The sequence below is a fragment of the Oricola thermophila genome (genome assembly GCF_013358405.1).
Classification (GTDB): domain Bacteria; phylum Pseudomonadota; class Alphaproteobacteria; order Rhizobiales; family Rhizobiaceae; genus Oricola; species Oricola thermophila.
Window position 1 is genome coordinate 930,099 of record NZ_CP054836.1, and the last position, 24,285, is coordinate 954,383.

Genomic DNA, 24,285 nt, shown 5'->3' on the forward strand with positions numbered 1-24,285 from the left:
GCGCGACACAGGCTGCCCTTGACCCTTGCCGTCTTTCGCGCGACACCCCACACCTATTCCAGATTCATACATGACAGGACCTGAGTCATGCTCGATATCCGTTGGATCCGCGACAATCCGGACAAGCTCGACGAGGCGCTTCGGAAGCGCGGCGCGGCGCCGGAAAGCGCGACCCTGATCGAACTCGACGAGAAGCGCCGCGCGCATATCGCCAGGCTGCAGGAGGCGCAGACGCGCCGCAACGCGGCCTCGAAGGAGATCGGCAAGGCCATGGCGGCCAAGGACACGGAGCGGGCGGAGGCGCTGAAGACCGAGGTCGCCGAGATCAAGTCCTTCATCCAGTCCGGCGAGGAAACGGAGCGCGAGCTGACGACGCAGCTGAACGACGCGCTGTCGCGCATTCCCAATGTGCCGCTCGACGACGTGCCGGTGGGCGCAGACGAGAACGACAACGTGGAAGTGCGCGTCACCGGCGAAAGACCGGCCTTCGATTTCGAGCCGAAGGAACATTTCGAGCTGGGCGAGGCGCTCGGCCAGATGGATTTCGAGACGGCGGCGAAACTGTCGGGATCGCGCTTCACCGTGGTGCAGGGCGGGCTGGCGCGGCTGGAGCGCGCGCTTGGCCAGTTCATGCTTGACGTGCACACGCGGGAGCACGGCTATACCGAGGTCAATCCGCCGCTGCTGGTGCGCGACGACGCCATGTACGGCACCGGTCAGTTGCCGAAATTCAGCGAGGACCTTTTCCAGACGCGCGAGGGTTTCTGGCTGATCCCCACCGCGGAGGTGTCGCTCACCAACCTGGTGCGCGAGGAAATCCTCGACGCCGCGACGCTGCCGCGCCGCTATACCGCGCTGACGCCGTGCTTCCGTTCGGAGGCCGGGTCGGCCGGGCGCGACACGCGCGGCTATCTGCGCCAGCACCAGTTCTACAAGGTCGAGCTGGTCTCGATCACCGACGCGGAGACCTCGATCGAGGAACACGAGCGCATGACGAAATGCGCCGAGACGATCCTCGAGCGGCTGGGGCTGCATTTCCGCACCGTGGTTCTGTGCACCGGCGACATGGGATTCGGCGCGCGGAAGACCTACGACATCGAGGTCTGGCTGCCGGGGCAGAACATGTACCGGGAGATCTCCTCGTGCTCGGTGTGCGGCGATTTCCAGGCACGGCGCATGAATGCGCGCTACCGCGCGGAGGGCGAGAAGGAGACGCGTTTCGTCCACACGCTGAACGGATCGGGCGTGGCGGTCGGGCGCGCCCTCATTGCCGTCATGGAAAACTACCAGAATGCCGACGGGTCGATTCGCGTCCCCGATGCGCTGAAGCCCTACATGGGCGGAATCGAGGTGATCGGGGCATGAGGCAGGGCGAGAAACGGGGCAGCCATGCGCATCCTGATCACCAATGACGACGGCATACACGCCGAGGGGCTCGCGGTGCTGGAACGCATCGCCGCGACGCTCTCCGACGACATCTGGGTCGTCGCCCCGGAGACCGACCAGAGCGGGCTTGCCCATTCGCTGACGATCAACGATCCGCTGCGGCTGCGCGAGATCTCCGAGAGGCGGTTCGCGCTGCGCGGAACGCCGACGGACTGCGTGATCATGGCGGTGACGCACATCATGCCGGAAAAGCCCGATCTCGTGCTGTCCGGCGTCAATTCCGGCCAGAACCTCGCGGACGACGTGACCTATTCGGGCACCGTGGCCGGCGCCATGGAGGGCACGCTTCTCGGCGTCCGCTCGATCGCGATCTCGCAGGCCTACAATTTCGAGAACCAGCGGCGCATCGTGCCGTGGGAGGTGGTCGAGACGCTGGCGCCGGACCTGTTGCGCAAGCTCATCGGCATCGAGATGGACCCGGGCACGTTCCTCAACGTGAACTTTCCGAATTGCGCGGTCGACGCGGTCGAGGGCGTGGAGGTCACCCGGCAGGGCAAGCTTCTGCACGGGCTCTACATGGAGGAGCGCACCGACGGACGCGGTTTCCCCTATTTCTGGATTCGCTTCGGCCGCGGAGACGCGGAAGCGCCCGGCGACAGCGACATCGGCGCCTTGCAACGCAACCGGATTTCCGTGACGCCGCTGAAGCTCGACCTGACAGCCCATGAAATGGCGCAGCGACTCGAGGAAGGGCTTGCATGAAGGAAGGCGACCGACCGGAGCTGCGTGCGGTTCACCAGGGAGATCGCGAGGGCTTTGCTGCGTTTCTCCTGCGGATGCGTGCGATCGGCCTGGACGACAAGGCCTTGATGAGCGCATTCGAGACCGTTCCCCGCCGCGACTTCATCGAGGCCCAGTACCGCCACCTTGTCATGGGACCGCGCACCGTCCCCATCGCCTGCGGCGAGACGCTGGAGGGGCTCGACCTTCAGGCTCGCATTCTCCATGCCCTCGGCATTGATGACAGCCATCGCGTGCTCGAGATCGGTACGGGTACCGGTTACACCGCCGCGGTCATGGGGAAGATCGCCAAGAGGGTCTATACCGTCGAGCGTTTTCGGACGCTTCACCAGGAGGCGGTACAGCGCATCCGGCAACTCGGCATAAGCAATGTCATCGCCAATCGGGCCGACGGATCGACCGGCAGCGAGGACGGCCCGTTCGATCGCATCGTTTGCTGGGCGGCCTTCGACTCCATTCCGCGCCAGTTTGTCGATCAGCTCGTTTCGGGCGGCGTGATGGTTTGCGCGATAGGCGGTGCCGAGCAGCCGCAGGCTCTTGCCCGGTTGACCAAGACGGGCAGCCGTTTCGAGCGCGAGGACATCGGTACGGTCCGCTTTCAGCCGATTGCCAGCGGATTGCCCGAGGTGCTCTAGGTTGGGCGCGGATGGGAGCGAACGGATTTCCCGATTGGTAACACCCGTTTAACCACACAGTAACATTAACACGCTTTAATCATGTCACTATCCGAAGGGATTTGAGTGACGTGATGCGTAACAAAATCACAAGCCAGGGGATCTTGCGTCTGGCGAGGGCTGCAACGATTCTCTCGATCGGCGGTCTCGCAGCCGGCTGCAGTTCGGATGTGATCCGCTTTTCCGATGGATTCTATACCGGCGCGATCCCGCAGCCGAACGAGGTTTCCCAGCCGGCGGTTACCGACTACGGCCAGCCGAATTACGACCCGACGGTCGTTACGGGATCGGTCGTGGCGCAGCCGGTCGAACGCACCATGTTGCCCAAGCCGTCGGAGAACCATCTGGATGTCCCGCAGCCGGCCACCCCCGTGGCGACAGGCAGCTCGCCGGCCCCCTTCGGGTCGACCAATGTTTCGCCGGTGACGACCGCGTCCATTCCCGCGTCCGATCCGGCGCCCGTGCGTTTCGGCGAGCCGACTGCACAGCAGCAGGCATCGACGCCGTCGACGACGAAGGGGGGCTGGACCAATGTCGGAGCGACGCAGGTGGCGCTGCGTCAGGGCGAGACGATCTATACCCTGGCCAGGCGCTACGGAGTGCCGGCCAACGCGATCATGGAAGCCAACGGCATAAAGGATCCGAAGACCGTTTCTGCCGGGCAGAAAATCCTTATACCGACCTACGTCTATTCGCATAACGCGAGCGTTTCGGCGCCGGACAGCGATCCGGCAACGCAGGCTGCAAGCGCGGCTGTCGGAAATCGCAGTTCGCTGCCTCGGGACGTCGCACCAGCGCCCCGTCCCCGGCCGGCCGTCGCCAAGGCTTCGGCGGCGCCGCAACGTGCAGAAGTGACCGCGGGCGGCGGACGCTATACGGTGGTCGCCGGCGACACCCTGTCCGCGATTTCGCGCAAGACCGGCGCGAGCATCGAAGCCATCAAGCGGGTCAACTCGATGTCGACGGATACCGTTCGCATCGGCCAGACCCTCGTCATCCCGGGATTGAGCGCGCCGGAGACGCAGCAGGTTGCAGCCGCTCCGAAGATCGATCCGGTGACGACCAGCAAGACCCGTCCGGTGGAAGATCCCAAGCCGGTCAACGGCTACACTCCGCCGCGCGTGGTCAGCAAGTCCACCGAGGGCTCCATCACGACGATCGAGACGAATGACACCGCCAGGGCGCCGGAAGCGACAGGCGTCAACACGATGCGTTGGCCGGTTCAGGGGCGCATCGTCGGCGCATTCGGTTCGAACGCCGGCGGAAAGCCCAATGACGGCATCGACATTTCGGTGCCTGCCGGAACCCCGGTCAAGGCGGCGGAGAACGGCGTCGTCATCTACGCGGGCGACGGCTTGAAGGAGCTCGGCAAGACAGTCCTTGTCCGTCACAGCGACGGCGTGGTGACGGTCTATGGCCATGTTTCCGAGATCGCCGTGAAGCGCGGCGATACCGTCAAGCGGGGCCAGCAGATCGCGTCTTCCGGCATGTCCGGTTCGGCCAAGCAGCCCCAGCTGCACTTTGAGGTGCGCAAGAACTCCAAGCCGGTCAACCCGCTGACATTCCTTCAGTAGGGCGATGGCGTCTCGAGCTTCTTTCCGAGGCGACCGGCAAGATCGTTGACATATTGCCAGGCGACCCGTCCGGACCTTGCTCCGCGGGTCGTCGCCCATTCCAGGCTGTCGCGCCGCAACTCCTCCGGTTCGATGTCGAGGCCGAAGTGGCGTACATATGCCTCGATCATTTCGAGGTAGTCATCCTGGCTGCACTTGTGGAAGCCGAGCCACAGGCCAAAGCGGTCCGACAGTGACACCTTCTCCTCGACTGCCTCGGAGGGGTTGATGGCAGTAGAGCGTTCGTTCTCGATCATGTCGCGCGGGAGAAGGTGACGGCGGTTCGACGTGGCGTAGAAAATCACGTTGTCTGGGCGGCCTTCGACGCCGCCATCGAGCACCGCCTTGAGGGATTTGTAGGACGTATCGTCGTGATCGAATGACAAGTCGTCGCAGAACACGATGAAGCGCGCCGGCGCCGGCCTGAGCAACTGCATGAGGCGGGGCAGGGCGTCGATGTCCTCACGATGGATCTCGATCAGCTTCAGCGCGGTGCCGGTTTCCGCAGCTATGGCCGCGTGGGATGCCTTTACCAGCGATGACTTGCCCATTCCGCGCGCGCCCCACAACAAAACATTGTTCGCGGGCAGCCCGGTGGCAAAGCGCCTCGTGTTGTCCAGCAAGATGTCGCGCACCCGGTCGACGCCCCGGATAAGGCCGATGTCTATGCGGTTGACGTCGGTGACGGGTGACAGCGCTCCGGCGGCATTGTCCCATACGAAACAATCGGCTGCGGAGAAGTCCGGTGTCGGTGGCGGCGGCGGAGCCAGCCGTTCCAGCGCTGCGACCAGGCGGTCGAGTTTCTCGTTCAGGGCGTCGATGGCTTGCTGCATTCCGGATCACTCCCGGGGGCGTCGCCCCGTGGCGGGGTGGGGACGGTTCCCGCTTTTGGTTGCATTGGGCTTTTTGCTGACTATATTCGCGACAAATTTTCAAGGCGTGCCGCGGCACGCGTCCACGGAGTATTTCATGTTCGTATCACCCGCCTACGCACAGGCAGCCGGCGGTTCCGCCGGCGGTGCAGATGTCTTCATGTCGGTTCTGCCGTTCATCCTCATCTTTGTCGTGATGTATTTCCTCATCATCCGGCCCCAGCGCACGCAGATGAAAAAGCGCGAGGAAATGCTGAAGGCAATTCGCCGCAACGACACCGTCGTGACCGGTGGCGGTATCATCGGCAAGGTGACCAAGGTCGTCGACGACAACGAACTCGAGGTCGAGATCGCCCAGAACGTGAAGATCCGCGTGGCGCGTGCGATGATTGCCGACGTGCGGGTGAAGGGCGAGCCTGTGGCCGCCAACGACGCGGCAAAGAAATAGACCGGACCGTCTTTTGCGCCCTTAAACGGGCGCAATCGACGCATTATTTGCGTCCGGCGGGGCCTCGGGGGTAACCGCCACGAGAACAATCCCACCGGGAATCGATTGAGGCGGACAGAAGCGACATGCTTTACTTTTCACCCTGGAAAACGGTGCTCATCTGGTTGACGGTGCTCGTCGGCATCCTGTTTGCCATTCCGAACCTGTTCTCCGGAGCCACGGTTCAGTCCTTCCCCGGTTTTCTGCCGCAAAGCAAGCTTGCGCTCGGTCTCGACCTTCAGGGCGGGGTGCATCTGCAACTGAAGCTCGATCGCGAAGAGCTCGTCGGGCACCGGCTCGAGTCGGTTCGCGACGAGGTGCGCCGATCCCTTCGCGAGGGCGGGATCGGCTATACCGGCCTGAGCGGCAGCGGCCAGACCGTCTCGGTGCGGATTCGCGACACGGCCCAGGTCGAACGTGCGAGGGAACTCCTCGAACCCTTGACGGAAGCCGTTTCTGCCGGACTTCTCAGTGGCGGTATCGTCCAGGAAGTCACGCTGGAAGAGCCCGAACCGGCCCTGTTCCGTTTGAACCTGACCGATCAGGGCATTGAATACAGGATGGCCCAGGCGGTCTCGCAGACCGTGGAAGTGCTGCGCGGACGAATCGACGAACTCGGGACGACCGAGCCGATCATTCAGCGCCAGGGCACCGATCGCATCATCGTGCAGGTGCCGGGTCTCGACGATCCTCAGCGCCTGAAGGACATAATCGGCACGACAGCGCGTCTGACGTTCCAGATGGTGGATACCTCGGTGTCTGCACAGGACGCGCTGCAGACCCGTCCTCCGGCCGGTACCGAGGTGCTCTATTCGGCCGACGATCCGCCGGTTCCCTACGTGGTGGAAACCCGTGAGATCGTGACTGGCGAGAACTTGGAGGATGCACAGGCCGGATTCGACCAGCGCACCAACGAGCCGATCGTTTCTTTCCGTTTTGACGGAACCGGCGCCCAGCGCTTCGGGCGTGCCACGCAGGAAAATGTCGGCAAGCCGTTTGCCATCGTCCTCGACAATCAGGTGATATCGGCCCCGGTGATCCGCGAACCCATTCTCGGCGGATCGGGCCAGATATCGGGCAATTTCACGGTCGAGGGCGCGAATGATCTCGCGATCCTGCTGCGCGCCGGTGCACTGCCGTTGACGCCGACCTTCGTGGAAGAGCGTACGGTGGGTCCGAGCCTCGGCGCCGACTCGATTGCCGCCGGTGAAACCGCAGGCATCATCGGCGCGGCGCTGGTCGTCGCGTTCATGTTCCTGGCCTATGGCTTTCTCGGTATCGTCGCCAATATCGCGCTCGTCATCAACGTTGTCCTGATCATCGCGGCGCTGTCCGGTCTTGGTGCGACCCTGACCCTGCCCGGAATTGCCGGTATCGTGCTGACGGTCGGCATGGCGGTGGATTCCAACGTGCTGATCTTCGAACGCATACGCGAGGAACGCGCGGCGGGGCGATCGGTCATCCAGGCAATAGACACCGGTTTTCAGCGTGCGCTGGCAACCATCGTCGATGCCAACCTGACGACGTTGATCGCGGCCGTCATCCTGTTCTATCTCGGTTCGGGGCCGATCCGCGGCTTTGCGGTGACACTGGCCATCGGTATCGTGACGACCGTGTTCACCGCCTTCGTGCTGACACGGTGGATGATGGCGTTCTGGGTTCGCCGCAACCGCCCCAAGGAACTGCCGAAGGCGCCGGTCAGGCTGGTGCCGGACGGGACGAAGATTTCGTTCATGTGGCTGCGCCGGATGACGTTTACCGGTTCGGCGATCGCGGTGATCGCGTCCATGGTCCTGTTTGCGTCCGTGAACATGAACCTCGGCATCGACTTCAAGGGCGGTTCGCTGATTGAGGTGCAGGCCAAGGGCGACCAGGCGGATATCGGTGATATTCGCTCGCGCCTTTCTGCGCTCAATCTGGGCGATGTCCAGGTGCAGGGCTTCGGTACCGAAAAGGACGTGCTCATTCGGGTCGAGGAACAGGGCGGCGGCGAAAATGCCGAGCAGACGGTTGTAACGAAGGTCCGCAGCGAGCTTGAGGCCGATTACGACTTCCGGCGGGTCGAGGTGGTCGGACCGACAGTCTCTGGCGAGCTTGCGCGCGCAGGCACTTTCGCCGTTCTGGCCGCGCTGTTCGCCATTCTCGTCTATATCTGGCTTCGCTTCGAGTGGCAGTTCGCGGTGGGCGCGATCATCGCGACAACGCATGACGTGCTTCTGACGATCGGCATGTATGTCGTGACCGGCCTGGAGTTCAACCTGTCCAGTATCGCGGCGATCCTGACCATCGTCGGCTACTCGCTGAACGACACGGTGGTCGTCTATGACCGCGTGCGCGAGAACCTGCGCCGCTACAAGAAGATGCCGTTGCCGGACCTGCTCGACATGTCGATGAACCAGACGCTGCCGCGCACGATCCTGACCTCGCTGACAACGCTCCTGGCTCTGCTCGGGCTGTTCTTCTTCGGCGGGGAGGTGTTGCGCTCCTTTGTCGCCGCCATGATCTTCGGCGTGGTCGTCGGAACCTATTCCTCCGTGCTCATCGCGGCGCCGCTGCTCATCCTGTTCAAGCTGCGGCCCGGTGCGTTCGATCGTGACCAGGGCGAGAAGGAAGCGACCTCGAAGACCATGCCGGTCGACATCGAGACTCCCTGAGGTCTGTGGCCATGGCGAAGGGAATTGAAATCCGGGAAGCGCATTTTCCCGGCCGTGCGCCGATCGACAGCTATGGCGCGGGTGGATTTCGCTTTGCCGACATGTCGCATCGCGGCTCGATCCTTTGCCTTCCCTCCGGGGTTCATGGCTGGGACGTGAGCAGCCCCGGCGAGATCAGCGAACAGTCGCTCGCGCGGGTCTTCGACGAGGCCGGCGATATCGAGGTCCTGCTGGTGGGGATGGGTGACGAGTTCCGGCGTGTGCCGAAGGAATTGCAGCAGGCCCTTCGGGAGCAGGGCATAATCACCGATGCCATGAGTACCGGCTCCGCGGTGCGCACCTACAATGTGCTTCTTGCGGAGGACCGGGCCGTCGCGGCCGCGCTTATTGCGGTGGAAGATGCCGGAAAGCGGCCCTGAGTGCGCATGGCTTCCGGGGTGAGTGACGCCTTCCGCCATTGCATGGACGAACTGCGTGCGGGCGACCGGGAGCGCTATCTCTCCGTGCTGTTCGCGCCGGCGGAGAGACGTCCCGCCCTTGCCGCCCTCTACGCCTACAACCTGGAGCTGGCGCGGGTTCGCGACCGGGTGTCGGAGCCGATGCCCGGGGAAATACGCCTGCAATGGTGGCAGGAGGTCGTGTCCGGCGAACGCGAAGGCGAGGGGCGGCAGCATCCTGTCGCAGCCCTGCTGCTGGATGCGGTGGATGCCTGCGGGCTGTCGCGTCCGGCGCTCGCCAACATGGCGGAGGCGCGGATATTCGATCTCTATGACGATCCGATGCCGGACCGCACGGCGCTGGAGGGATATCTCGGCGAGACCGTGTCGGCCCTGTTCCAGATGTCGGCGCAGATCCTTGATCCTTCTGCCGCTGCCGGAGCGGCGGATGCGGCCGGGCATGCCGGTGTCGCCTACGGGATTGCCGGCCTGATGGGACATGCACCCCTGCACCGCGCGCGAAACCAGGTCTACGTGCCGGGCGATGTTCTCGCTGCGGCGGGGACGGATGCGGCCGCATGGCTCGCGGGCGAGGACAGGGATGCCATGGCGCGGGTCACGACAATCCTCGTGTCGCTGGTGCATGAGCATTTGTCGAGGGCAGAGACAGGGCTCGGCGGCCTGCCGGCTTCGCTGAAGCCCGCCTTCCTGCCCCTTGCCGTTGTGAAGCCGCTGGCAGCGCGGCTGGAGAAAGCCGGCGCGGCGCATGCCCGCGAGCCCGTGACGCTGTCGCCCCTGCGGTTGCACTGGCTCTACCTGCGGCGCGTCCTTGCCGGAGCAGGGGGATAGCGCGCTGGACTGCGTGCAGTTGACTTTGACGTGAAGGTCAAAGCGGGTAGTATTCCGCCCGGATCCGGGAGGAGGAAACCGCGCCCTTGCGCGGGGAAGAGCATGATTTCATGATTCAGCCCGTATCCGGGAGGAGGAAGCCGTGCCCTTGCCGGTGCTGATCGCGATCGTGGCTGTCGGGATTGTTGTGGTGGTGCTTGTGGTGCACCTCACCGGCGGCTCCCACACCGCAAAAATCGCCAATGAGGACGCGGCTGTCGAGCGCTTTCTGATCGACTACCCGGATGTGGAGGTCAGGCAATGCTTCCTGTCTTGGGACCGGCGCGATGCCGTGCTCGAACTCGAGGACGGGCAAGTCGGTCTAGTTCACGCCGTTGGAGTTAATTTCCTGACACGCTTGGTCAAACGCGGCGAGATGACCGCGCGTGCGGGCGTATCGGATGAATCGGCGGTGGATCTTGAGACCGGCGATGTGGCTTGGCCACGCGCACGAATGCATTTTGCCGACAGTGCGATGGCGCGGACCGTGGTTGCCTTGTTCGACAAAAAGGTCGACACCACAGACAACAAGCGAGCAGCGTAATGGATCTCGGCCAGATTATTCCGCAACTCCCGGATGTGACGCAATACGCGATTCCGTTCTTCATTATCGCGATGCTGGCGGAACTGGCATGGCTGAAGCTGACCCATGCGACTGACAAGGCCGGTTTCGAAACCCGGGATACATTGACGTCGCTGTTGATGGGGACAGGCAATGTTGTAACCGGTATGATTTTCGGCGTGGTGTCCTACTCTGTGCTGCTTTCGCTATGGCAGTTTCGTTTGTTTGATCTCGGGCTGCACTGGTGGGTTTTCCTCGCGGCGTTTCTGCTGGATGACCTTCGGTACTACTGGTATCACCGTATCGCTCATCGTGTGCGCTGGGTCTGGGCGGAGCACGTGAACCACCACTCCAGTCAGCACTACAACCTGTCGACGGCACTCAGACAGTCATGGACAGGGCTCTTCACCGGGATGTTCATCCTGCAAACCCCCTTAGTGCTTCTCGGCCTGCATCCGGCGGTGATCGCTTTTACCTTCGGGTTCAACCTCGTTTACCAGTTCTGGATCCATACGGAGGCCATCGGCAAGATGCCGCGCTGGTTCGAATTCGTCTTCAATACGCCGTCGCATCACCGGGTCCACCACGCGACCAACCCGCGCTATCTTGATGCCAACTATGCCGGAGTCCTGATCATCTGGGACCGCATGTTCGGCACTTTCGTCGAGGAATTGGAAGAAGACATGCCGCGCTACGGCATCGTCAAGAACATCGGGACGTTCAATCCGTTCAAGGTAGCGTTCCATGAATGGATCTCGATGTTCCGGGATGCGTCTCAACAGGGGCTGACAATTGGTCAGCGGCTCGGATACCTGTTCATGCCACCGGGCTGGAGCCATGACGGAAGCCGCAAGAGATCGGAAGAGTTGAAGGTCGATTTCGTACGCCGACATCCGGATCAGGCCGGCATGCCGGGATTGCCGGTCGCCGTCGGGCCGGATGAGGGCAAGCGAAGTCTCGTACCTGGCGAGTAGGCCCTAGCCGTCCTTCATTTCCGCAAGCAGGGTTGGCAAGGCGCGAACAGTTTCCGCGCGACGATAGCGCGGATGGCCCGCTGGTTCTTCCGCATGTTCCAGGGCCCAGGACAGTTCATGCGGAACATGAACGGCCCAGCTTCCGGCCTCCAATGCCGGCAGAATGTCCGACTTCAACGAGTTGCCGACCATGGCCGCGCGGGTCGTCCCGTGGCCGTGGCGATCGAAGATACGGCGGTACGTGTCTGCCGTCTTGTCGGAAACGATTTCCACGTGGTTGAAGTGATCGGCCAGTCCGGACTGGATGAGCTTTCGTTCCTGGTCGAACAGGTCGCCCTTGGTGATGACGACAAGCGTGAAGTTGTCCTTCAGCGTCTCCAGCGTATCGATAACGCCGGGAAGGATCTCGATCGGGTATTCGAGCATAGACTTGCCGAGTGACAATATCTCGCGCACCGTCGAAGGCGGCAGGTCGTCGCCGGCAAGTGTCGACGCAGTCTCCAGCATGGAAAGGGTGAAGCCTTTTACGCCAAATCCGTAGAACCCGATATTCCTTCGTTCCGTCGCAATGAGGGCCTGTTGAACCATTTCGGCACTTGCGAAGGCATCAAGAAGTTCGGCGAACCGCCGTTGGCTGTCGTGAAAGAAACGTTCGTTGTGCCAGAGCGTATCATCGGCGTCGAATGCAATAGTGGTGATGGAGCGCATGAGGGCGGTATATCCCTCCTAGAAGATCGCATCCAGTAGCAGGAAGATGACAGCGGACAATATGGCAGCGGCGGGAACGGTGATAACCCAGGCAGCCACGATGGTGGTGAAATGGGCTCGACGCACCAAGAGCCGGCGGCGTAGTTCCTCCGGGGGTGCCGGTGGTGTCGGGAGATCCATAACGGTTTCGGGTGTTGTGCGGGTTCTGTTGTACTTGCGAGCCATGTAGTCGCGGCGACGCTTCGATTTCGCGGTATACCATTCGCGGAAGAAACCTACGCCGAACACGGCACCGACCGCGATATGGGTAGATGAGACGGGCAGGCCGAGCCAGGAGGCGATGATGACCGTCACGGAAGCGGACAGGGCAACGCAATAGGCGCGCATCGGATTGAGCTTGGTGATTTGCTCGCCGACCATTCGGATCAGCCTCGGTCCGAACAGCAGGAGGCCGAAGGATATGCCCGCAGCGCCGATCAGCATGACCCATAGTGGAATCGTCACTTTGGCGAGAACTTCGCCGGCTTCGGCTGCATGGACAACGGCTGCGAGAGGTCCGACTGCATTCGCCACGTCATTGGCCCCATGCGCGAAGGACAACAGCGCGGCCGAACAGATGAGCGGTATGTTGAACAGCTTTCGAACCGACTGGTTCCTGTTTTCCATGCCCATTGATTGGCGACGGATGATGGGCTTAGTGACCAGGTAGGTCGCAACCCCAACCGCTGCAGAGAGCGCCAGAATGGCTGCGCCATCCAGCCGGACGATTTTCTTCAGCCCCTTCAGGGCTAGGTAGCCCGAGAAGGCGGCCGCCATAATGCCGAGAAGCACAGGCACCCAACGGCGTGCGGCCGCGATCTTGTCATCCTGGTAGATGATGTTGATCTTTATGACAGCCAGAAATGCGGCGCCGATTATGCCACCTAGCACGGGCGAAATTACCCAGCTTGCCGCGATGGCCCCCATAGTAGCCCAATTCACTGCAGAAAAGCCTGCCGCCGCGATGCCTGCGCCCATGACACCACCGACAACCGAATGGGTAGTGGAGACGGGTGCACCGAGGACCGTTGCAAGATTGACCCACAATGCGGATGAGATAAGTGCCGCGAGCATCGCCCAGACAAACACGCCGGAATTCGCGACTGTCGCGGGGTCGATAATGCCCTTGGAGATGGTGCTGACGACATCCCCACCCGCGACAAGCGCCCCGGCGCTTTCAAATACTGCTGCGATGATCAGGGCGCCAAGCATCGACAGGGCTTTCGACCCAACGGCCGGGCCGACATTGTTTGCGACGTCATTCGCGCCGATATTGAGTGCCATGTAGCCGCCCAGCATCGCGGCAACGATGATGAGCGCGCCGTTGTTCTCCCCGGCAACATAGACGGCCGCAAAGATTGCTGCTGCCGCAATGAACAGGATCCCGAATCCCGTCGCGGCTACGCCACGCGACAAATAACCGGCCGCTTCCTCAATGCGGACGATCTTGTCGAGGTCTTTGTCTAGCGTGGATTTCTTGCGGGGGATGGGAGTGTCATTCATCGGAAGGCCCTTCGGGAGCCCGGGATGTAGCAGCGTGATACCGGCTATCACAATCGGCGTTGTGAAAAAGCACCGGCGGATTGCCGTTCATACCCAGATTTTCGCCGAATGCACTATGAATAGGATTGCAGCGGCTGGAAGGCGAGGATCAGGTCACGCAATTCCGGTTCCGATACCGCCTCTGCGGCGGCGTTCCGCGGGAACCATTTCTGCTGCCGTTGGTCCTTCTCCGGCCAGTCATCGAGGTGCTGGGCCACTTCCATCGCATGCACGTAAACCACGCAGTCCACTGTGGCACCTTCATCACGCACTTTTTGGTAGCGATAGGAGCCGATGGGTTCGCTAGTGATCGGTCCCCTTATTCCGGCTTCCTCATAGGCTTCCTGAGCTGCGGAATGCGCCGACGAAAAATTGTCATGAGGCCATCCCTTGGGGATGATCCAGCGGCCGGTGCCGCGGCTCGTGAGCAGCAAAATTTCGAGAGTCCCGTCCCGCATACGCCATGGCAGGGCGCCATACTGGACACGTGGCGGAATGGCCATCAGGGCCGGGAAGTTGAGGACTTCCGTAGCGCGCCTGAGGATCGAGTTTTTCTTCTTTCCTGCCGACATGGGTTTCCATATGCCGCGATTCGTCGGAAATGACGATGTATCATTGATGACTCTACAGATTTGTGTCGCGCTATGCGACTGCAGCATCTTCTGCCAGTTGATGCCTGCACCGAGCCGGTGCGGCTATTCCGCTACCTGTTTCGAGAGGGAGGTTTCGAGCCATGCGGCGGCATCCACCTTGGCTCGCTCCGTCAGTGCGCGTTTTTTGGCAATTGACTTCTCCTTGCCACGCCAACGGCCTTCATGGCCTTCCGGTTTTCTCAGTGCACCATCCGGCAATGGCGGGAATAGGCCGAAATTGATGTTCATCGGCTGGAATGACCTTTTTTTCTCATCATTTGCAACGATATGGCCACCGGTTATGTGGTTGAGCAACGCGCCAAAGGCCGTGGTGTCGGGCGGTAGCAACACCGGTTCGCCCAATCGCTCGGCTGCCGCGAAACGACCGGCCAGAAGGCCGATGGCAGCCGATTCCACGTACCCCTCGCAGCCCGTGATTTGGCCGGCAAAGCGCAGGCCCGACCGACCTTTCAATTGGAGATCCCTGGCAAGCAGGACAGGAGAGTTGAGGTAGGTGTTGCGATGCAGGCCGCCGAGGCGGGCGAATTCGGCATTTTCCAGCCCCGGTATCATTCGAAAGATTTCCACCTGGGCGCCGTAGCGAAGCTTCGTCTGGAAACCGACCATGTTGTACAGCGTGCCGAGTGCATTGTCCTGACGGAGCTGAACCACGGCATAGGGCTTCTCGTCGGGTTTGTGGGCATTGGTGAGGCCCATGGGCTTCATCGGGCCGTGGCGTAGCGTCTCACGTCCGCGTTCGGCCATTACCTCTATCGGCAGGCAACCATCGAAATAGGGTGTTCCTTCCCACTCCTTGAACTCGGTCTTGTCTCCTGCCAGCAGGGCGTCGATGAACGCTTCATACCGTTCCCGGTCCAACGGGCAGTTGATGTAATCCTTGCCGGTGCCGCCGGGGCCTGGCTTGTCATAACGTGACTGGAACCAGGCGATGTCCATGTCGATAGAGTCGAAATGGACAATCGGCGCTATTGCGTCGAAAAACGCGAGGGCATCAGATCCGGTATGGGCTGCGATCGCCTCGGCGAGCGACGGTGCGGTGAGCGGACCGGTGGCGATGATTACCTGATCCCAGTCTTCCGGCGGAAGCCCGGTGATTTCCTCGCGGATCACACTGATCAGCGGATGGCCTTCTATCGCCTCTGTTACCGCCTGCGAGAATCCGTCCCGGTCAACGGCCAAGGCGCCTCCGGCGGGCACCTGGTTGGCATCGGCGGCGCGCATGATCAGTGAGTCGGCCATGCGCATTTCGGCATGGATCAACCCGACTGCATTCTGCTCGGAATCGTCCGAACGGAAGGAGTTCGAGCAAACCAACTCGGCAAGACCGTCGGTCTTGTGGGCCTCGGTACCGCGGACGCCGCGCATTTCGTGCAAAATGACGGGCACGCCATGCCTTGCGGCTTGCCAAGCGGCTTCGGAACCGGCCAGCCCGCCTCCGACGATGTGAATGGGGCGTAATTTCATGCTTGAGGGGATAGCGCTTCGCGGGAGACGCTTCAAGAAATGAAAACGCCCGCTGCGGGAGGAGGAAGCAGCGGGCGTCTCATTGTCCGGAAAGAAGCCTGGGAGGAGGATAGGCTCCGTTCCATTTTCCGGCGGATCCGGGAGGAGGATGGACCCGTACGGAAACCGTATTCCCGTGGCTTAGCCGCGGGCGGCCTGGCGGGCGACATGAGGAATGTCGGCGCGATTGAAACCGATATCCTCCAGCTCGCGACCGGTAAGCCGGCTTAATTCCTGGCGCGTTTCACGGTAACGACGCCATTCGGTAAGGGTGCGCATGATACCCATTGTATGTTCCACTTCGTTTCGCTCGGTTGGCAGGTCGTTGTTCTTGTTCTGACCTTAAGATAGCGAGTCAAATCGATTTGATAAGTGCCCATGCTGCAATGCAGCCATGCGGTTTGTGCAATGCACACCGACTGCCGACCCAGATCGCGTGACGAATGCTTCGTAGAGCTCATAAGCATCGCTATGAAAACACCCGCTGCCGGGAGGAAGCAGCGGGTGTCTTGTTCAGGAAGCCGCGGCCGGGAGGAGAAACCGCGCTCCACTATCCGTCCGGTTTCGGGAGGAGGAGGAACGAGCCGGACGGAATTCTTCGAAAATCAGCCGCGGGTCGCGCGACGAGCAACGTAGGGAATGTCTCCGCGGTTGATGCCGAGATCATTGAGTTCACGCGAGGTCAGGCGGCTCAATTCATTGCAGGTTGCCCGGTAGCGGCGCCACTCGTTGAAAGAGCGTACGATGTTCATTGCATTTGTCCCGTCGAAGATTTTTGTGTCTTGCTTGTTTGCGAAGCGCACATATGCGCGAAGCCCCGATTTTTGAAGTGATGAAATTGCATGGCTCCCATGCGGATTGTGCATTGCACAATCCTGCCGTGAATGTGCCTGATTGTGGGCGGGCGAAATTGCGCGAAATGCCTCAAATTGCTGCCTGCTATCTTCGTTGCCCAAAAGCAAGGCAGGCGCAGTGGCATTGATTTCGACGCGCGGAAGGGGGCTTCTTCCCGCCTGCAGCACTATGTCATTGAGCCTGGACAGGCGTTGGGCGTCTGCAAGTCAAGCTGCTGAAGCGATGAATGGTAGCAATCCGTCAGGAACTGCCGTCCCAGCCGATTCTACCGCTTGTGAGCGCGCAATACCGGCATTTTTTCATTGATCGCTGCGCCTGCGGTGGTATAGACGCGCGTTCAAGCGGCATGCTCTGTCATGTCCTCGGACAAATGCGGATATGGCGGAACTGGTAGACGCACTGGATTTAGGTTCCAGCGCCGCAAGGCGTGGGGGTTCGACTCCCTCTATCCGCACCACCATCCCGCCGGGCAAGGCAATCGCGCCGTCAGGCCACGCTTGTGGATGGCGGCATACAGAATGAAGGTTGAACAATGCAGGTAAGCGAAACCCTCAACGAAGGGCTGAAACGGGAAATCAAGGTCGTCGTTCCGAAGGCGGACCTCCAGTCCAGGCTCGGCGCCCGTCTGGAAGACGCGAAGGGCAAGGTACAGCTCAAGGGTTTTCGTCCGGGCAAGGTTCCGGTAGCGCACCTGCGCAAAATGTACGGCAAGTCCTTCATGGCGGAGATCGTCAACGAGATTCTCAGCGAGACTCCGCGCTCGATCCTCGCGGACCGCGGTGAGAAGTCTGCGACGCAGCCGGAAATCGACATGACCGAGGACGAGAAGGAAGCAGAGAAGGTGCTTTCCGGCGATGCCGATTTCGAATTCTCCATGAAGTACGAAGTCATCCCGCCGATCGAGATCAAGGATTTCTCTTCGATCAAGATTACCCGCGAGGTCGTCGAAATTCCCGATGAGGAAGTCGAAGAGCAGGTCAAGCGCATTGCCCAGTCGGCGGCGACCTACGAACCGAAGGACGGCAAGGCGGAGAACGGTGACCGTGTCACCATGGACTACGTCGGCAAGATCGATGGCGAGGCCTTTGAAGGTGGCACCGATACTGACGCCAAGCTTGTGCTCGGTTCCGGCCAGTTCATTCCCGGTTTCGAGGACCAGCTTGTCGGCGTGAAGGCCGGCGATGAAAAACAGGTGAAGGTGACCTTCCCTGAGGACTACGGCGCAGCGCAGCTGGCCGGGAAGGAAGCCACGTTTGACGTTACGGTCAAGGAAGTGGCGAGCGCCGGCGAAATCGTGATCGACGACGAACTGGCCTCTAAGCTGGGGCTTGAAAGCGCCGAACGTCTGCGCGAAGTCGTCCGTGAGCAGATCGAGAGCCAGTACGGCTCGATCACGCGTCAGAAGGTGAAGCGCCAGCTTCTTGATGCGCTGGACGAGGATTACAAGATTGAAACCCCGTCCAAGCTGGTCGATGCCGAATTCAACAATATCTGGAACCAGATCACGAGTGAGCTCGAGCAGGCAGGCAAGACCTTCGAGGACGAGGATACGACCGAGGACGAAGCCCGCGAGGAATACATGCGGCTTGCGGAGCGCCGCGTCCGGCTCGGTCTCGTTCTCTCGGAGATCGGCGAGCAAGCCGGTATCCAGGTCAGCGAGCAGGAATTGCAGCAGGCCGTGATGAACCACGTCCGCCAGTATCCTGGCCAGGAACAGCAGGTCTTCGATTTCTTCAAGAACAATCCCGATGCGGTCGCCAATCTGCGCGCGCCGATCTTTGAAGAAAAGACCGTCGACTACCTCCTCGAAAAGGTGTCCGTCACCGACAAGACTGTTGGGAAGGATGAGCTGATGGCGGACGAAGAGGACGAAAAGTCGGCGAAACCGGCGAAAAAGAAGGCTGCTCCGAAGAAGAAGGCCGCCGCCAAGAAGGATGATGCGGCGGAGAAGGCCGAGCCTGCCAAAAAGGCCGCGCCGAAGAAGAAAAAGGCCGAGGAAGCGGGCGAATAGGCACCGGTTTCAAGACGCTAGCGGATCCGCCGGAGGCAGGCGCCTTCGGCGGATTTTTCATGCGCGCAGGCGGTTTTCCGGCAGGAACCGGCCCGGCAGGAAACCGGGACGCTCTCCGCCGGCCAGGGTAATCACGGCCTCTGCCATGAGATGTGCAATGCCGAAACCGATCTTGAAGCCGCCGGTGGCGATCGAGACGTTGGCGAAGCCGGGCAGCGGACCGACGAGCGGCTCGCGGCCGGCGGCCCTGGGGCGGATACCTGCCCATCGTTCAAGCACCTGCGCGTTCTCCAGGAGCGGGCAGAGCCGCCGCGCCGCGGCGATCACGTCCTCAAGCGCCGCGTCCGTGCCATGCGGGTCGCCGAATTCGTTCTCGGATGTCGAACCGACCGCGACATCGCCGGTCTCGTGAACGATGACATAGGTGCCGCTGTCGAAGAGTATGGGCGATGCCGGGTCGATTGGCGCCGCCGGCCGGAGCAGGGCCGCCTGACCCTTCACGCCCTGGCCAATCTGCGAGACGAAGTGGCCGGAGAGCAGGGAAAAACTCTCCCAGCCGGCGCAGAGAACCGCGTGTCCGGCGGAAATCTTTTCCCCGCTCTCAAGGGCGAGCGTTCCGTCCCGGCCGATGGCGGCGATTCCGGTGCCCTGCCGAAACTCGACGCCGAGCCGACCGAGCGCCCCGGTCAGGGCGGCCGCAAGGCGACGCGGATCCACGCGGGCCGAAAGGTTGTCCGAGTTGGCGCCAAACGGCATTTCCCCCTGCGGCAGGTATGCCGGGTTCGGCATTGCGTCGACGATGCTCCAGGAATAGGGAAAGGGCCAGTTGGTCCGGGACGCCTCGACCCATTGCGCGCTTTGGCGGCGTTTCTCGAGATTGCGGATTGGCATGACGCGTCCGCAGCGGCGATATCCGGCCGGCAGTTCCGAGAATGCCTCGACTTCCCGAATTTCTTCCTCGAGAGAAACCAGCGCGTCCAGCTGGAACTGCTTCTTCTCGTTCCAGCCGGTCGGCTGGTGCGGCATCAGTGCCCCCATGACGCCACCGCTTGCACCGGCGCCGATCCTGCGTTTTTCGAACAGAAGAACTGACAGGCCTTGCCGTGCGGCGCGGTATGCGGTCCATAGACCGACAATACCACCGCCTACCACGGCAATGTCAGGCGAGGGGACTGAAACAGGCATGGCGTGCAATGGCTGATCTTGAACGGGATGAACTGAGCTGGCTCGATGGCGATATGCCGTATTCGACGCGATTTGGCGACCATTTCTATTCCCGCGCGGACGGGCGTGCGGAATGCGGCCACGTGTTCATGGGAGGAAACGGGTTGCCGGAACGGTGGGCCGGAGCAGACCGCTTCACCATCGGCGAACTCGGGTTCGGCACGGGACTCAATTTCCTCGAGACCTGGCGGGCATGGCGCGAGTGCCGCGTGCCCGGACAGGTGCTGGATTTCGTTTCCTTCGAGGCTTTTCCCATGGAGGAAAAAGCCATCGAGCGGGCACTGGTGCATTGGCCTCAACTCACGGGCCTCAAGGAGAGCCTGTTGCGTCATTGGCCCGGACTCGGGATTCCGCCGACCCGCTGGAAGATGGACGAACAAACCGGCCTGACCGTGATCGTGGGTGATGCGCTGAATGGCGTTTCCGGTTGGTCCGGTGCCGCGGATGCCTGGTATCTCGACGGTTTTGCCCCGGCGAGGAATCCGGAGATGTGGTCTGCGGAACTCATGCAGGCGGTTGCGGACCGGACGCGGCCCGGCGGGACATTCGCCAGCTATACTGCCGCCGGCTGGGTGCGACGGAATCTGGAAGCCGCCGGCTTCACCGTCACGAAGCGTCCCGGTCATGCCGGGAAACGAGAAATGATTTGCGGGGTCTTGGCCCCCTAGTTCTTCCGGGCAACGACAAGCCAGCCGGGAATCGGCACGTCCTTTTCCATGCGTACGGTAATTTTCTCGAAGGCAGTGATGTTTCCGAAACCGGATTCCTCCAGAGTCTTTTCCAAGTATGTAGCGGAATGGGCAAAACGTTGGTTCGGCGTTACATTCCAAGGCCTCCCGGCGAATTCTTCTTCTGACATGGTTTCCGACGAGAATGCAAAATACGCACCGGACATGGTGTTGGCGGCAATGCCGGCGAAAAGTGGCTCGAGGGCGCCGAGATAAGGCAAGACATCCGTGGCCACGACGAGATCGAACTCCGCGTAATCGCCGTCCGACCCGGCCTGCTCCCGTGCCCTGCGCCATTCCTCCAGGAAATGCACCGCCTCGTTGACGTAAAGCTCGTCATAGACAGCGCGTTCGTCGGCCTGATCGACCATCTTCTCGGAGATGTCGACGCCGGTCGTGTGTTCGCATAGCGGACCAAGTGTCATGCCGGAAAGGCCCGTGCCGCAGCCAAGGTCGAGCATGCGCGCGAAACGCGCGTTCGGGTCTGCGGAAATGATCTCCGCGAGCTGCATGGGCACGGCGTAGCCGAGCTGCCCGGTCAGAATGTCGTCGAAAACCTCGGCGTGCTGGTCGAACAAGGTCGCCACATAGGCGTCAGGTGCCTTCGCCGGTGCTTCGCCCAGTCGCATCGATGCCAGCCGTACCGATGCCCCGCAGCGGTCTTCCGGGTCGATTTCCAGGCAGGCTCGATAGAGGCTCGCCGCTTCCTCGCCTTTGCCGGCCTTCTCCAGATCAAGGGCCCGATTGTAGGCATCGGCGAGCCGGTCGATATCGCTTTCGGAAAGCATGAAGCGTGTCTGTCCCGAATTGTTACACAAAGAATTGCTTAACCATGGCGCTTAGACAAATGTCAAAACGGCACATGTATCGTTTCGTACATGGGGTCTGAATCGAGAACGGGGGCTGACCATGTTCGACTATGAGCATTCATTGCCGATAAGGCAGCTGATAGACAAGGGGCACGTCACTGATGAAGACGTGCTGAATCTGCGTCGCGAAGTCTATCGCAACGGCGTGGTCAATCGCGAGGAAGCGAGCGGTCTCTTTGCATTCGACCAGCATGCAACCAAGAAACCGGACAGTTGGCGCGAGTTCTTTGTCGAGGCCATTGCGGACTACATCGTCGTCCAGGAGGCGCCACGCGGCTACATTTCCGAAGCCAATGCGGAATGGCTGATCGAGAACATCTCCAAGGATGGCGTTGTCGACCACCGGACCGAGCTGGAATTGCTGATCAAGTCCATGGAACTTGCCAACAGCGTTCCGCCGAAACTTGCCGCATTCGCATTGCAGCAGGTGGCCAATGCCGTCCTGGAAGGCAAGGGTGTGATCGCCCGCGATCGGGAACTGAAGCCAGGCGTGATCGGTGAAACCGAAGTGGAGCTGCTGCGCAGGATTCTCTATGCCTCCGGAAGCGACGGAAGCGTCGCGGTTACCCGAAACGAGGCAGAGGTGCTGTTCGATCTCAACGACCGGACCAGTGAAGCGGAAAACCATCCGTCCTGGAGCGAGCTGTTCATCAAGGCGATCGCCTGTTCGGTGATGGCCGCATCCGGTTACGAAGTGCCGGACCGGGAGGAAGCATTGCGTCGAGAAGAGTGGCTGAACGACACCTCCGTCAATCTCGGCGGCTTCTTTTCGAGAATGTTCTCCGGCAGCCTCTCGGCCCATATGGACGCGGTCCGGGCGGAAACCGGATCGGAAGCCTATTACGCGCGGCGAAACGCCCAGATGGCGGGAAATATTCGTTCAGCGGAAAAGGTGGACAAGTCGGAGGCCGCCTGGCTCGCAGAGCGGATTGGTCGCGACGGGAAGCTGCACGAGAACGAGAAGGAGTTGCTGGCCTTCCTGAAGAAGGAATCGCCGGAGATTCACCCGATCCTGCAACCGCTTCTCGACAAGGTGGCCTGAGCGCCTCAGACTTCCCTGCCGCGCTGCAGACGCGTCAGCTCGTCCTCGATGCGGGCAAGAACCGCGCCGGTTTCCTCATGCAGCTGGCGCGCCTTCCTGAATTGCCCGCGCAGCACGGTGATCGCATCGTTGCGCGGATCATCTTGCGGAGCATCGCCGACACCGTAGAGCAGCCAGGGCAGGCTGACATTCAGGATGCCCGCGATCATCGACAGCCGGTTCGCACGCGGCTCGGAGCGATCGCTTTCCCAAGCCTGGACCGTTGCCGTTTTCACGCCGAGCCGGCGGGCGAACTGCGCCGTCGTCATGCCGCTTGCATCGCGTGCGCGCGACAGGCGTCCGCCGAGGGTGTCGGAATCCGGCGTTTCAGTAAAAATCGTATCTTCGGTCATGATTCCATCCTGTCCGTTTATGCGCCGAGCCGGGCGGCATGCCAGCGCAGGTGGTCCTCCATGAATGTGGAGATGAAGTTATAGGAATGATCGTAGCCTGGCTGCATGCGAAGCGTCAGCGGGATGCCTGATTTGCGGCATGCTTCCTCAAAGAGCCAAGGCCGCAGCCCGTCATCGAGAAACTGGTCGGCGTCTCCCTGATCGATCAGGAACTCGTGGAAGCGCTTGCCGTCCTCGACCAGAAGACAGGCATCATGGGCGCGCCAGCGGCTCTCGTCATCGCCCAAATAGGTTGCAAATGCATTGCGCGCCCAGTCCGCGGTGGACGGGTTTACGATAGGGGCGAATGCCGAGCACGAGCGAAAGCGCTCGGGATCGTTTAGTGCAATCGTCAGAGCACCGTGGCCGCCCATCGAATGACCGAATATCGCCTGGCGGCTCATGTCGACGGGAAACCGCTCGGCAATCAGTTCGGGCAATTCCCCGGTGACATAGGAATACATCCTGTAGTTTCGTGACCAAGGTTCCTGCGTCGCGTCGACATAGAAGCCGGCACCCGTGCCAATCTGCCAATTGTCCTTCTCGTCATGAACATGGTCACCGCGCGGACTGGTGTCCGGGCAGACGATGACGAGGCCGAGCTCGGCGGCGACGCGGCGATATTCACCCTTGTCCATGACATTCTGGTGGGTGCAGGTCAGGCCCGAAAGATACCAGAGGACGGGGCAGGGGGCCTGTGCCGCCTGCGGCGGCACGAAAACGGCGAAAGTCATTTCGCAATCCGTCGTTGCCGCCGGATGCGAGTAGACACCCTGTGTGCCTTCGAAGGCTTTCGATTCCGATACCGTTTTCATCATCATACGATCCCGTTTCCCGTTCTATGTCGGTTTCGTTGCTCGCCGGCAGAAGCCGTCCAGCGCCTGCAGGAACGTGGAGCGGTCGGCGCGCGAGAAGGCGCGATTGAAACCTCGGTCCTCGCCCGTTTCCCGCAAATGCTGCTTGAAGTCACGCATCGCGACCGCCATGCCGATGGATTCAGGGGTGTGTACGCGACCGGTGTTACCGATGACATGCACCCCCTTCTCCACGCAGCGGGCGGCCAGCGGAATATCCTGCGTCACGACAATGTCCCCGGCCTCGGCATGTTCCGCGATCCAGTCGTCGGCGGCGTCGGCCGACTTGGGGACGACGACATTGCGGACCATCGGATCGCGCGACGGACGAAGCCCGCCATTGGACACGAATGTCACGACAAGCCCGTGGCGCTCGGCGACCCGGACGATCTCGTCCTTGACGGGGCAGGCGTCTGCATCGACGAAGATGATGGGGCGTTGCGTCACCGTCATGGTTCGGTTCGTGCCCGCATCATCC

The 24,285-nt window shown here is 61.5% G+C and carries 25 protein-coding genes and 1 tRNA gene; 14 read left to right on the forward strand and 12 right to left on the reverse strand.

Features of this window, described 5'->3' with window-relative positions:
- Window positions 1–87 precede the first annotated feature (87 nt).
- The 4 genes from serS to HTY61_RS04390 all read left to right on the forward strand — a co-directional run bounded on the left by serS (window position 88) and on the right by HTY61_RS04390 (window position 4,435).
- Entirely contained in the window at window positions 88–1,365 is a 1,278-nt protein-coding gene (serS, locus tag HTY61_RS04375) for a serine--tRNA ligase (protein WP_175275650.1), read from the forward strand.
- A gap of 24 nt (window positions 1,366–1,389) precedes the next feature.
- Window positions 1,390–2,148: a 5'/3'-nucleotidase SurE gene (gene surE, locus HTY61_RS04380; RefSeq protein ID WP_175275651.1), complete on the forward strand. Its 759-nt coding sequence runs from the start codon at window positions 1,390–1,392 to the stop codon at window positions 2,146–2,148.
- Window positions 2,145–2,822, forward strand: a complete 678-nt coding sequence (locus tag HTY61_RS04385) for a protein-L-isoaspartate(D-aspartate) O-methyltransferase (protein WP_175275652.1) — start codon at window positions 2,145–2,147, stop codon at window positions 2,820–2,822. Before surE ends, HTY61_RS04385 begins: the two co-directional genes overlap by 4 nt.
- 113 nt (window positions 2,823–2,935) lie before the next feature.
- Window positions 2,936–4,435 carry a LysM peptidoglycan-binding domain-containing M23 family metallopeptidase gene (locus HTY61_RS04390; RefSeq protein ID WP_175275653.1) on the forward strand — a complete coding sequence of 500 codons (1,500 nt, stop codon included), beginning with the start codon at window positions 2,936–2,938 and terminating at the stop codon, window positions 4,433–4,435.
- Here HTY61_RS04390 and HTY61_RS04395 read toward each other — a convergent pair.
- The gene (locus HTY61_RS04395; protein ID WP_175275654.1) at window positions 4,429–5,307 is read right to left on the reverse strand and encodes an ATP-binding protein; all 879 of its coding nucleotides are present in this window, start codon (window positions 5,305–5,307) and stop codon (window positions 4,429–4,431) included. The two genes, HTY61_RS04390 and HTY61_RS04395, sit on opposite strands and share 7 nt — an antisense overlap.
- A gap of 136 nt (window positions 5,308–5,443) precedes the next feature.
- On the opposite strand from HTY61_RS04395, the gene yajC reads away from it, so the two are divergent.
- The 6 genes from yajC (at window position 5,444) to HTY61_RS04425 (ending at window position 11,348) form a co-directional block, all read left to right on the forward strand.
- Window positions 5,444–5,794 carry a preprotein translocase subunit YajC gene (yajC, locus tag HTY61_RS04400; protein WP_175275655.1) on the forward strand — a complete coding sequence of 117 codons (351 nt, stop codon included), beginning with the start codon at window positions 5,444–5,446 and terminating at the stop codon, window positions 5,792–5,794.
- A 125-nt stretch (window positions 5,795–5,919) separates the two neighbouring features.
- Window positions 5,920–8,487, forward strand: coding sequence for a protein translocase subunit SecDF (gene secDF, locus HTY61_RS04405; RefSeq protein WP_175275656.1), 2,568 nt, complete (start codon window positions 5,920–5,922; stop codon window positions 8,485–8,487).
- An 11-nt stretch (window positions 8,488–8,498) separates the two neighbouring features.
- A complete protein-coding gene (locus HTY61_RS04410) occupies window positions 8,499–8,906 on the forward strand; it encodes an Mth938-like domain-containing protein (protein ID WP_175275657.1) in 408 nt (135 codons plus the stop codon).
- A 6-nt stretch (window positions 8,907–8,912) separates the two neighbouring features.
- Window positions 8,913–9,773 (forward strand): phytoene/squalene synthase family protein, encoded by an 861-nt coding sequence (locus HTY61_RS04415; protein WP_175278414.1) that lies wholly within the window; start codon window positions 8,913–8,915, stop codon window positions 9,771–9,773.
- A gap of 148 nt (window positions 9,774–9,921) precedes the next feature.
- Window positions 9,922–10,356: a hypothetical protein gene (locus HTY61_RS04420; RefSeq protein ID WP_175275658.1), complete on the forward strand. Its 435-nt coding sequence runs from the start codon at window positions 9,922–9,924 to the stop codon at window positions 10,354–10,356.
- Window positions 10,356–11,348: a sterol desaturase family protein gene (locus tag HTY61_RS04425; RefSeq protein WP_175275659.1), complete on the forward strand. Its 993-nt coding sequence runs from the start codon at window positions 10,356–10,358 to the stop codon at window positions 11,346–11,348. The genes HTY61_RS04420 and HTY61_RS04425 overlap by 1 nt, the downstream gene beginning before the upstream one ends.
- Before the next feature lie 3 nt (window positions 11,349–11,351).
- On the opposite strand, the gene HTY61_RS04430 is transcribed toward HTY61_RS04425, so the two are convergent.
- From HTY61_RS04430 to HTY61_RS04455, 6 genes are all read right to left on the reverse strand, one after another.
- Entirely contained in the window at window positions 11,352–12,056 is a 705-nt protein-coding gene (locus tag HTY61_RS04430; RefSeq protein WP_175275660.1) for an HAD family hydrolase, read from the reverse strand.
- Between the two features lie 18 nt (window positions 12,057–12,074).
- Window positions 12,075–13,598, reverse strand: coding sequence for an inorganic phosphate transporter (locus HTY61_RS04435; RefSeq protein WP_175275661.1), 1,524 nt, complete (start codon window positions 13,596–13,598; stop codon window positions 12,075–12,077).
- A gap of 113 nt (window positions 13,599–13,711) precedes the next feature.
- Entirely contained in the window at window positions 13,712–14,209 is a 498-nt protein-coding gene (locus HTY61_RS04440; protein ID WP_246272924.1) for an NUDIX hydrolase, read from the reverse strand.
- A gap of 123 nt (window positions 14,210–14,332) precedes the next feature.
- Window positions 14,333–15,754 (reverse strand): methylenetetrahydrofolate--tRNA-(uracil(54)-C(5))-methyltransferase (FADH(2)-oxidizing) TrmFO, encoded by a 1,422-nt coding sequence (gene trmFO / locus HTY61_RS04445; protein ID WP_175278416.1) that lies wholly within the window; start codon window positions 15,752–15,754, stop codon window positions 14,333–14,335.
- A gap of 180 nt (window positions 15,755–15,934) precedes the next feature.
- On the reverse strand, window positions 15,935–16,081 hold the full coding sequence (locus HTY61_RS04450; protein WP_175275662.1) for a DUF1127 domain-containing protein: 147 nt from the start codon (window positions 16,079–16,081) through the stop codon (window positions 15,935–15,937).
- 317 nt (window positions 16,082–16,398) lie between these two features.
- Window positions 16,399–16,545: a DUF1127 domain-containing protein gene (locus tag HTY61_RS04455; RefSeq protein WP_175275663.1), complete on the reverse strand. Its 147-nt coding sequence runs from the start codon at window positions 16,543–16,545 to the stop codon at window positions 16,399–16,401.
- Between the two features lie 475 nt (window positions 16,546–17,020).
- On the opposite strand from HTY61_RS04455, the gene HTY61_RS04460 reads away from it, so the two are divergent.
- Both HTY61_RS04460 and tig read left to right on the forward strand, forming a co-directional pair.
- A tRNA-Leu gene (locus HTY61_RS04460) sits at window positions 17,021–17,105 on the forward strand.
- Between the two features lie 75 nt (window positions 17,106–17,180).
- Window positions 17,181–18,659, forward strand: a complete 1,479-nt coding sequence (tig, locus tag HTY61_RS04465; RefSeq protein ID WP_175275664.1) for a trigger factor — start codon at window positions 17,181–17,183, stop codon at window positions 18,657–18,659.
- 57 nt (window positions 18,660–18,716) lie between these two features.
- Here the strand turns inward: tig and HTY61_RS04470 are convergent, their stop codons facing one another.
- Entirely contained in the window at window positions 18,717–19,844 is a 1,128-nt protein-coding gene (locus tag HTY61_RS04470; protein ID WP_175275665.1) for an NAD(P)/FAD-dependent oxidoreductase, read from the reverse strand.
- 8 nt (window positions 19,845–19,852) lie between these two features.
- Here HTY61_RS04470 and mnmC2 point away from each other — a divergent pair, with 8 nt between their 5' ends.
- Window positions 19,853–20,551, forward strand: a complete 699-nt coding sequence (mnmC2, locus tag HTY61_RS04475) for a tRNA (5-methylaminomethyl-2-thiouridine)(34)-methyltransferase MnmC2 (RefSeq protein ID WP_175275666.1) — start codon at window positions 19,853–19,855, stop codon at window positions 20,549–20,551.
- Here mnmC2 and HTY61_RS04480 read toward each other — a convergent pair.
- A complete protein-coding gene (locus tag HTY61_RS04480; protein WP_175275667.1) occupies window positions 20,548–21,399 on the reverse strand; it encodes a class I SAM-dependent DNA methyltransferase in 852 nt (283 codons plus the stop codon). The two genes, mnmC2 and HTY61_RS04480, sit on opposite strands and share 4 nt — an antisense overlap.
- Window positions 21,400–21,520: 121 nt before the next feature.
- Here HTY61_RS04480 and HTY61_RS04485 point away from each other — a divergent pair, with 121 nt between their 5' ends.
- Window positions 21,521–22,522, forward strand: coding sequence for a hypothetical protein (locus HTY61_RS04485; protein ID WP_175275668.1), 1,002 nt, complete (start codon window positions 21,521–21,523; stop codon window positions 22,520–22,522).
- A gap of 5 nt (window positions 22,523–22,527) precedes the next feature.
- On the opposite strand, the gene HTY61_RS04490 is transcribed toward HTY61_RS04485, so the two are convergent.
- The 3 genes from HTY61_RS04490 to HTY61_RS04500 are packed head-to-tail and all read right to left on the reverse strand — an operon-like array spanning window position 22,528 to window position 24,260.
- Window positions 22,528–22,914 (reverse strand): helix-turn-helix domain-containing protein, encoded by a 387-nt coding sequence (locus tag HTY61_RS04490; protein ID WP_175275669.1) that lies wholly within the window; start codon window positions 22,912–22,914, stop codon window positions 22,528–22,530.
- A 17-nt stretch (window positions 22,915–22,931) separates the two neighbouring features.
- On the reverse strand, window positions 22,932–23,768 hold the full coding sequence (gene fghA, locus HTY61_RS04495) for an S-formylglutathione hydrolase (RefSeq protein WP_175278417.1): 837 nt from the start codon (window positions 23,766–23,768) through the stop codon (window positions 22,932–22,934).
- A 24-nt stretch (window positions 23,769–23,792) separates the two neighbouring features.
- A complete protein-coding gene (locus tag HTY61_RS04500; protein WP_175275670.1) occupies window positions 23,793–24,260 on the reverse strand; it encodes a YaiI/YqxD family protein in 468 nt (155 codons plus the stop codon).
- Window positions 24,261–24,285 lie beyond the last annotated feature (25 nt).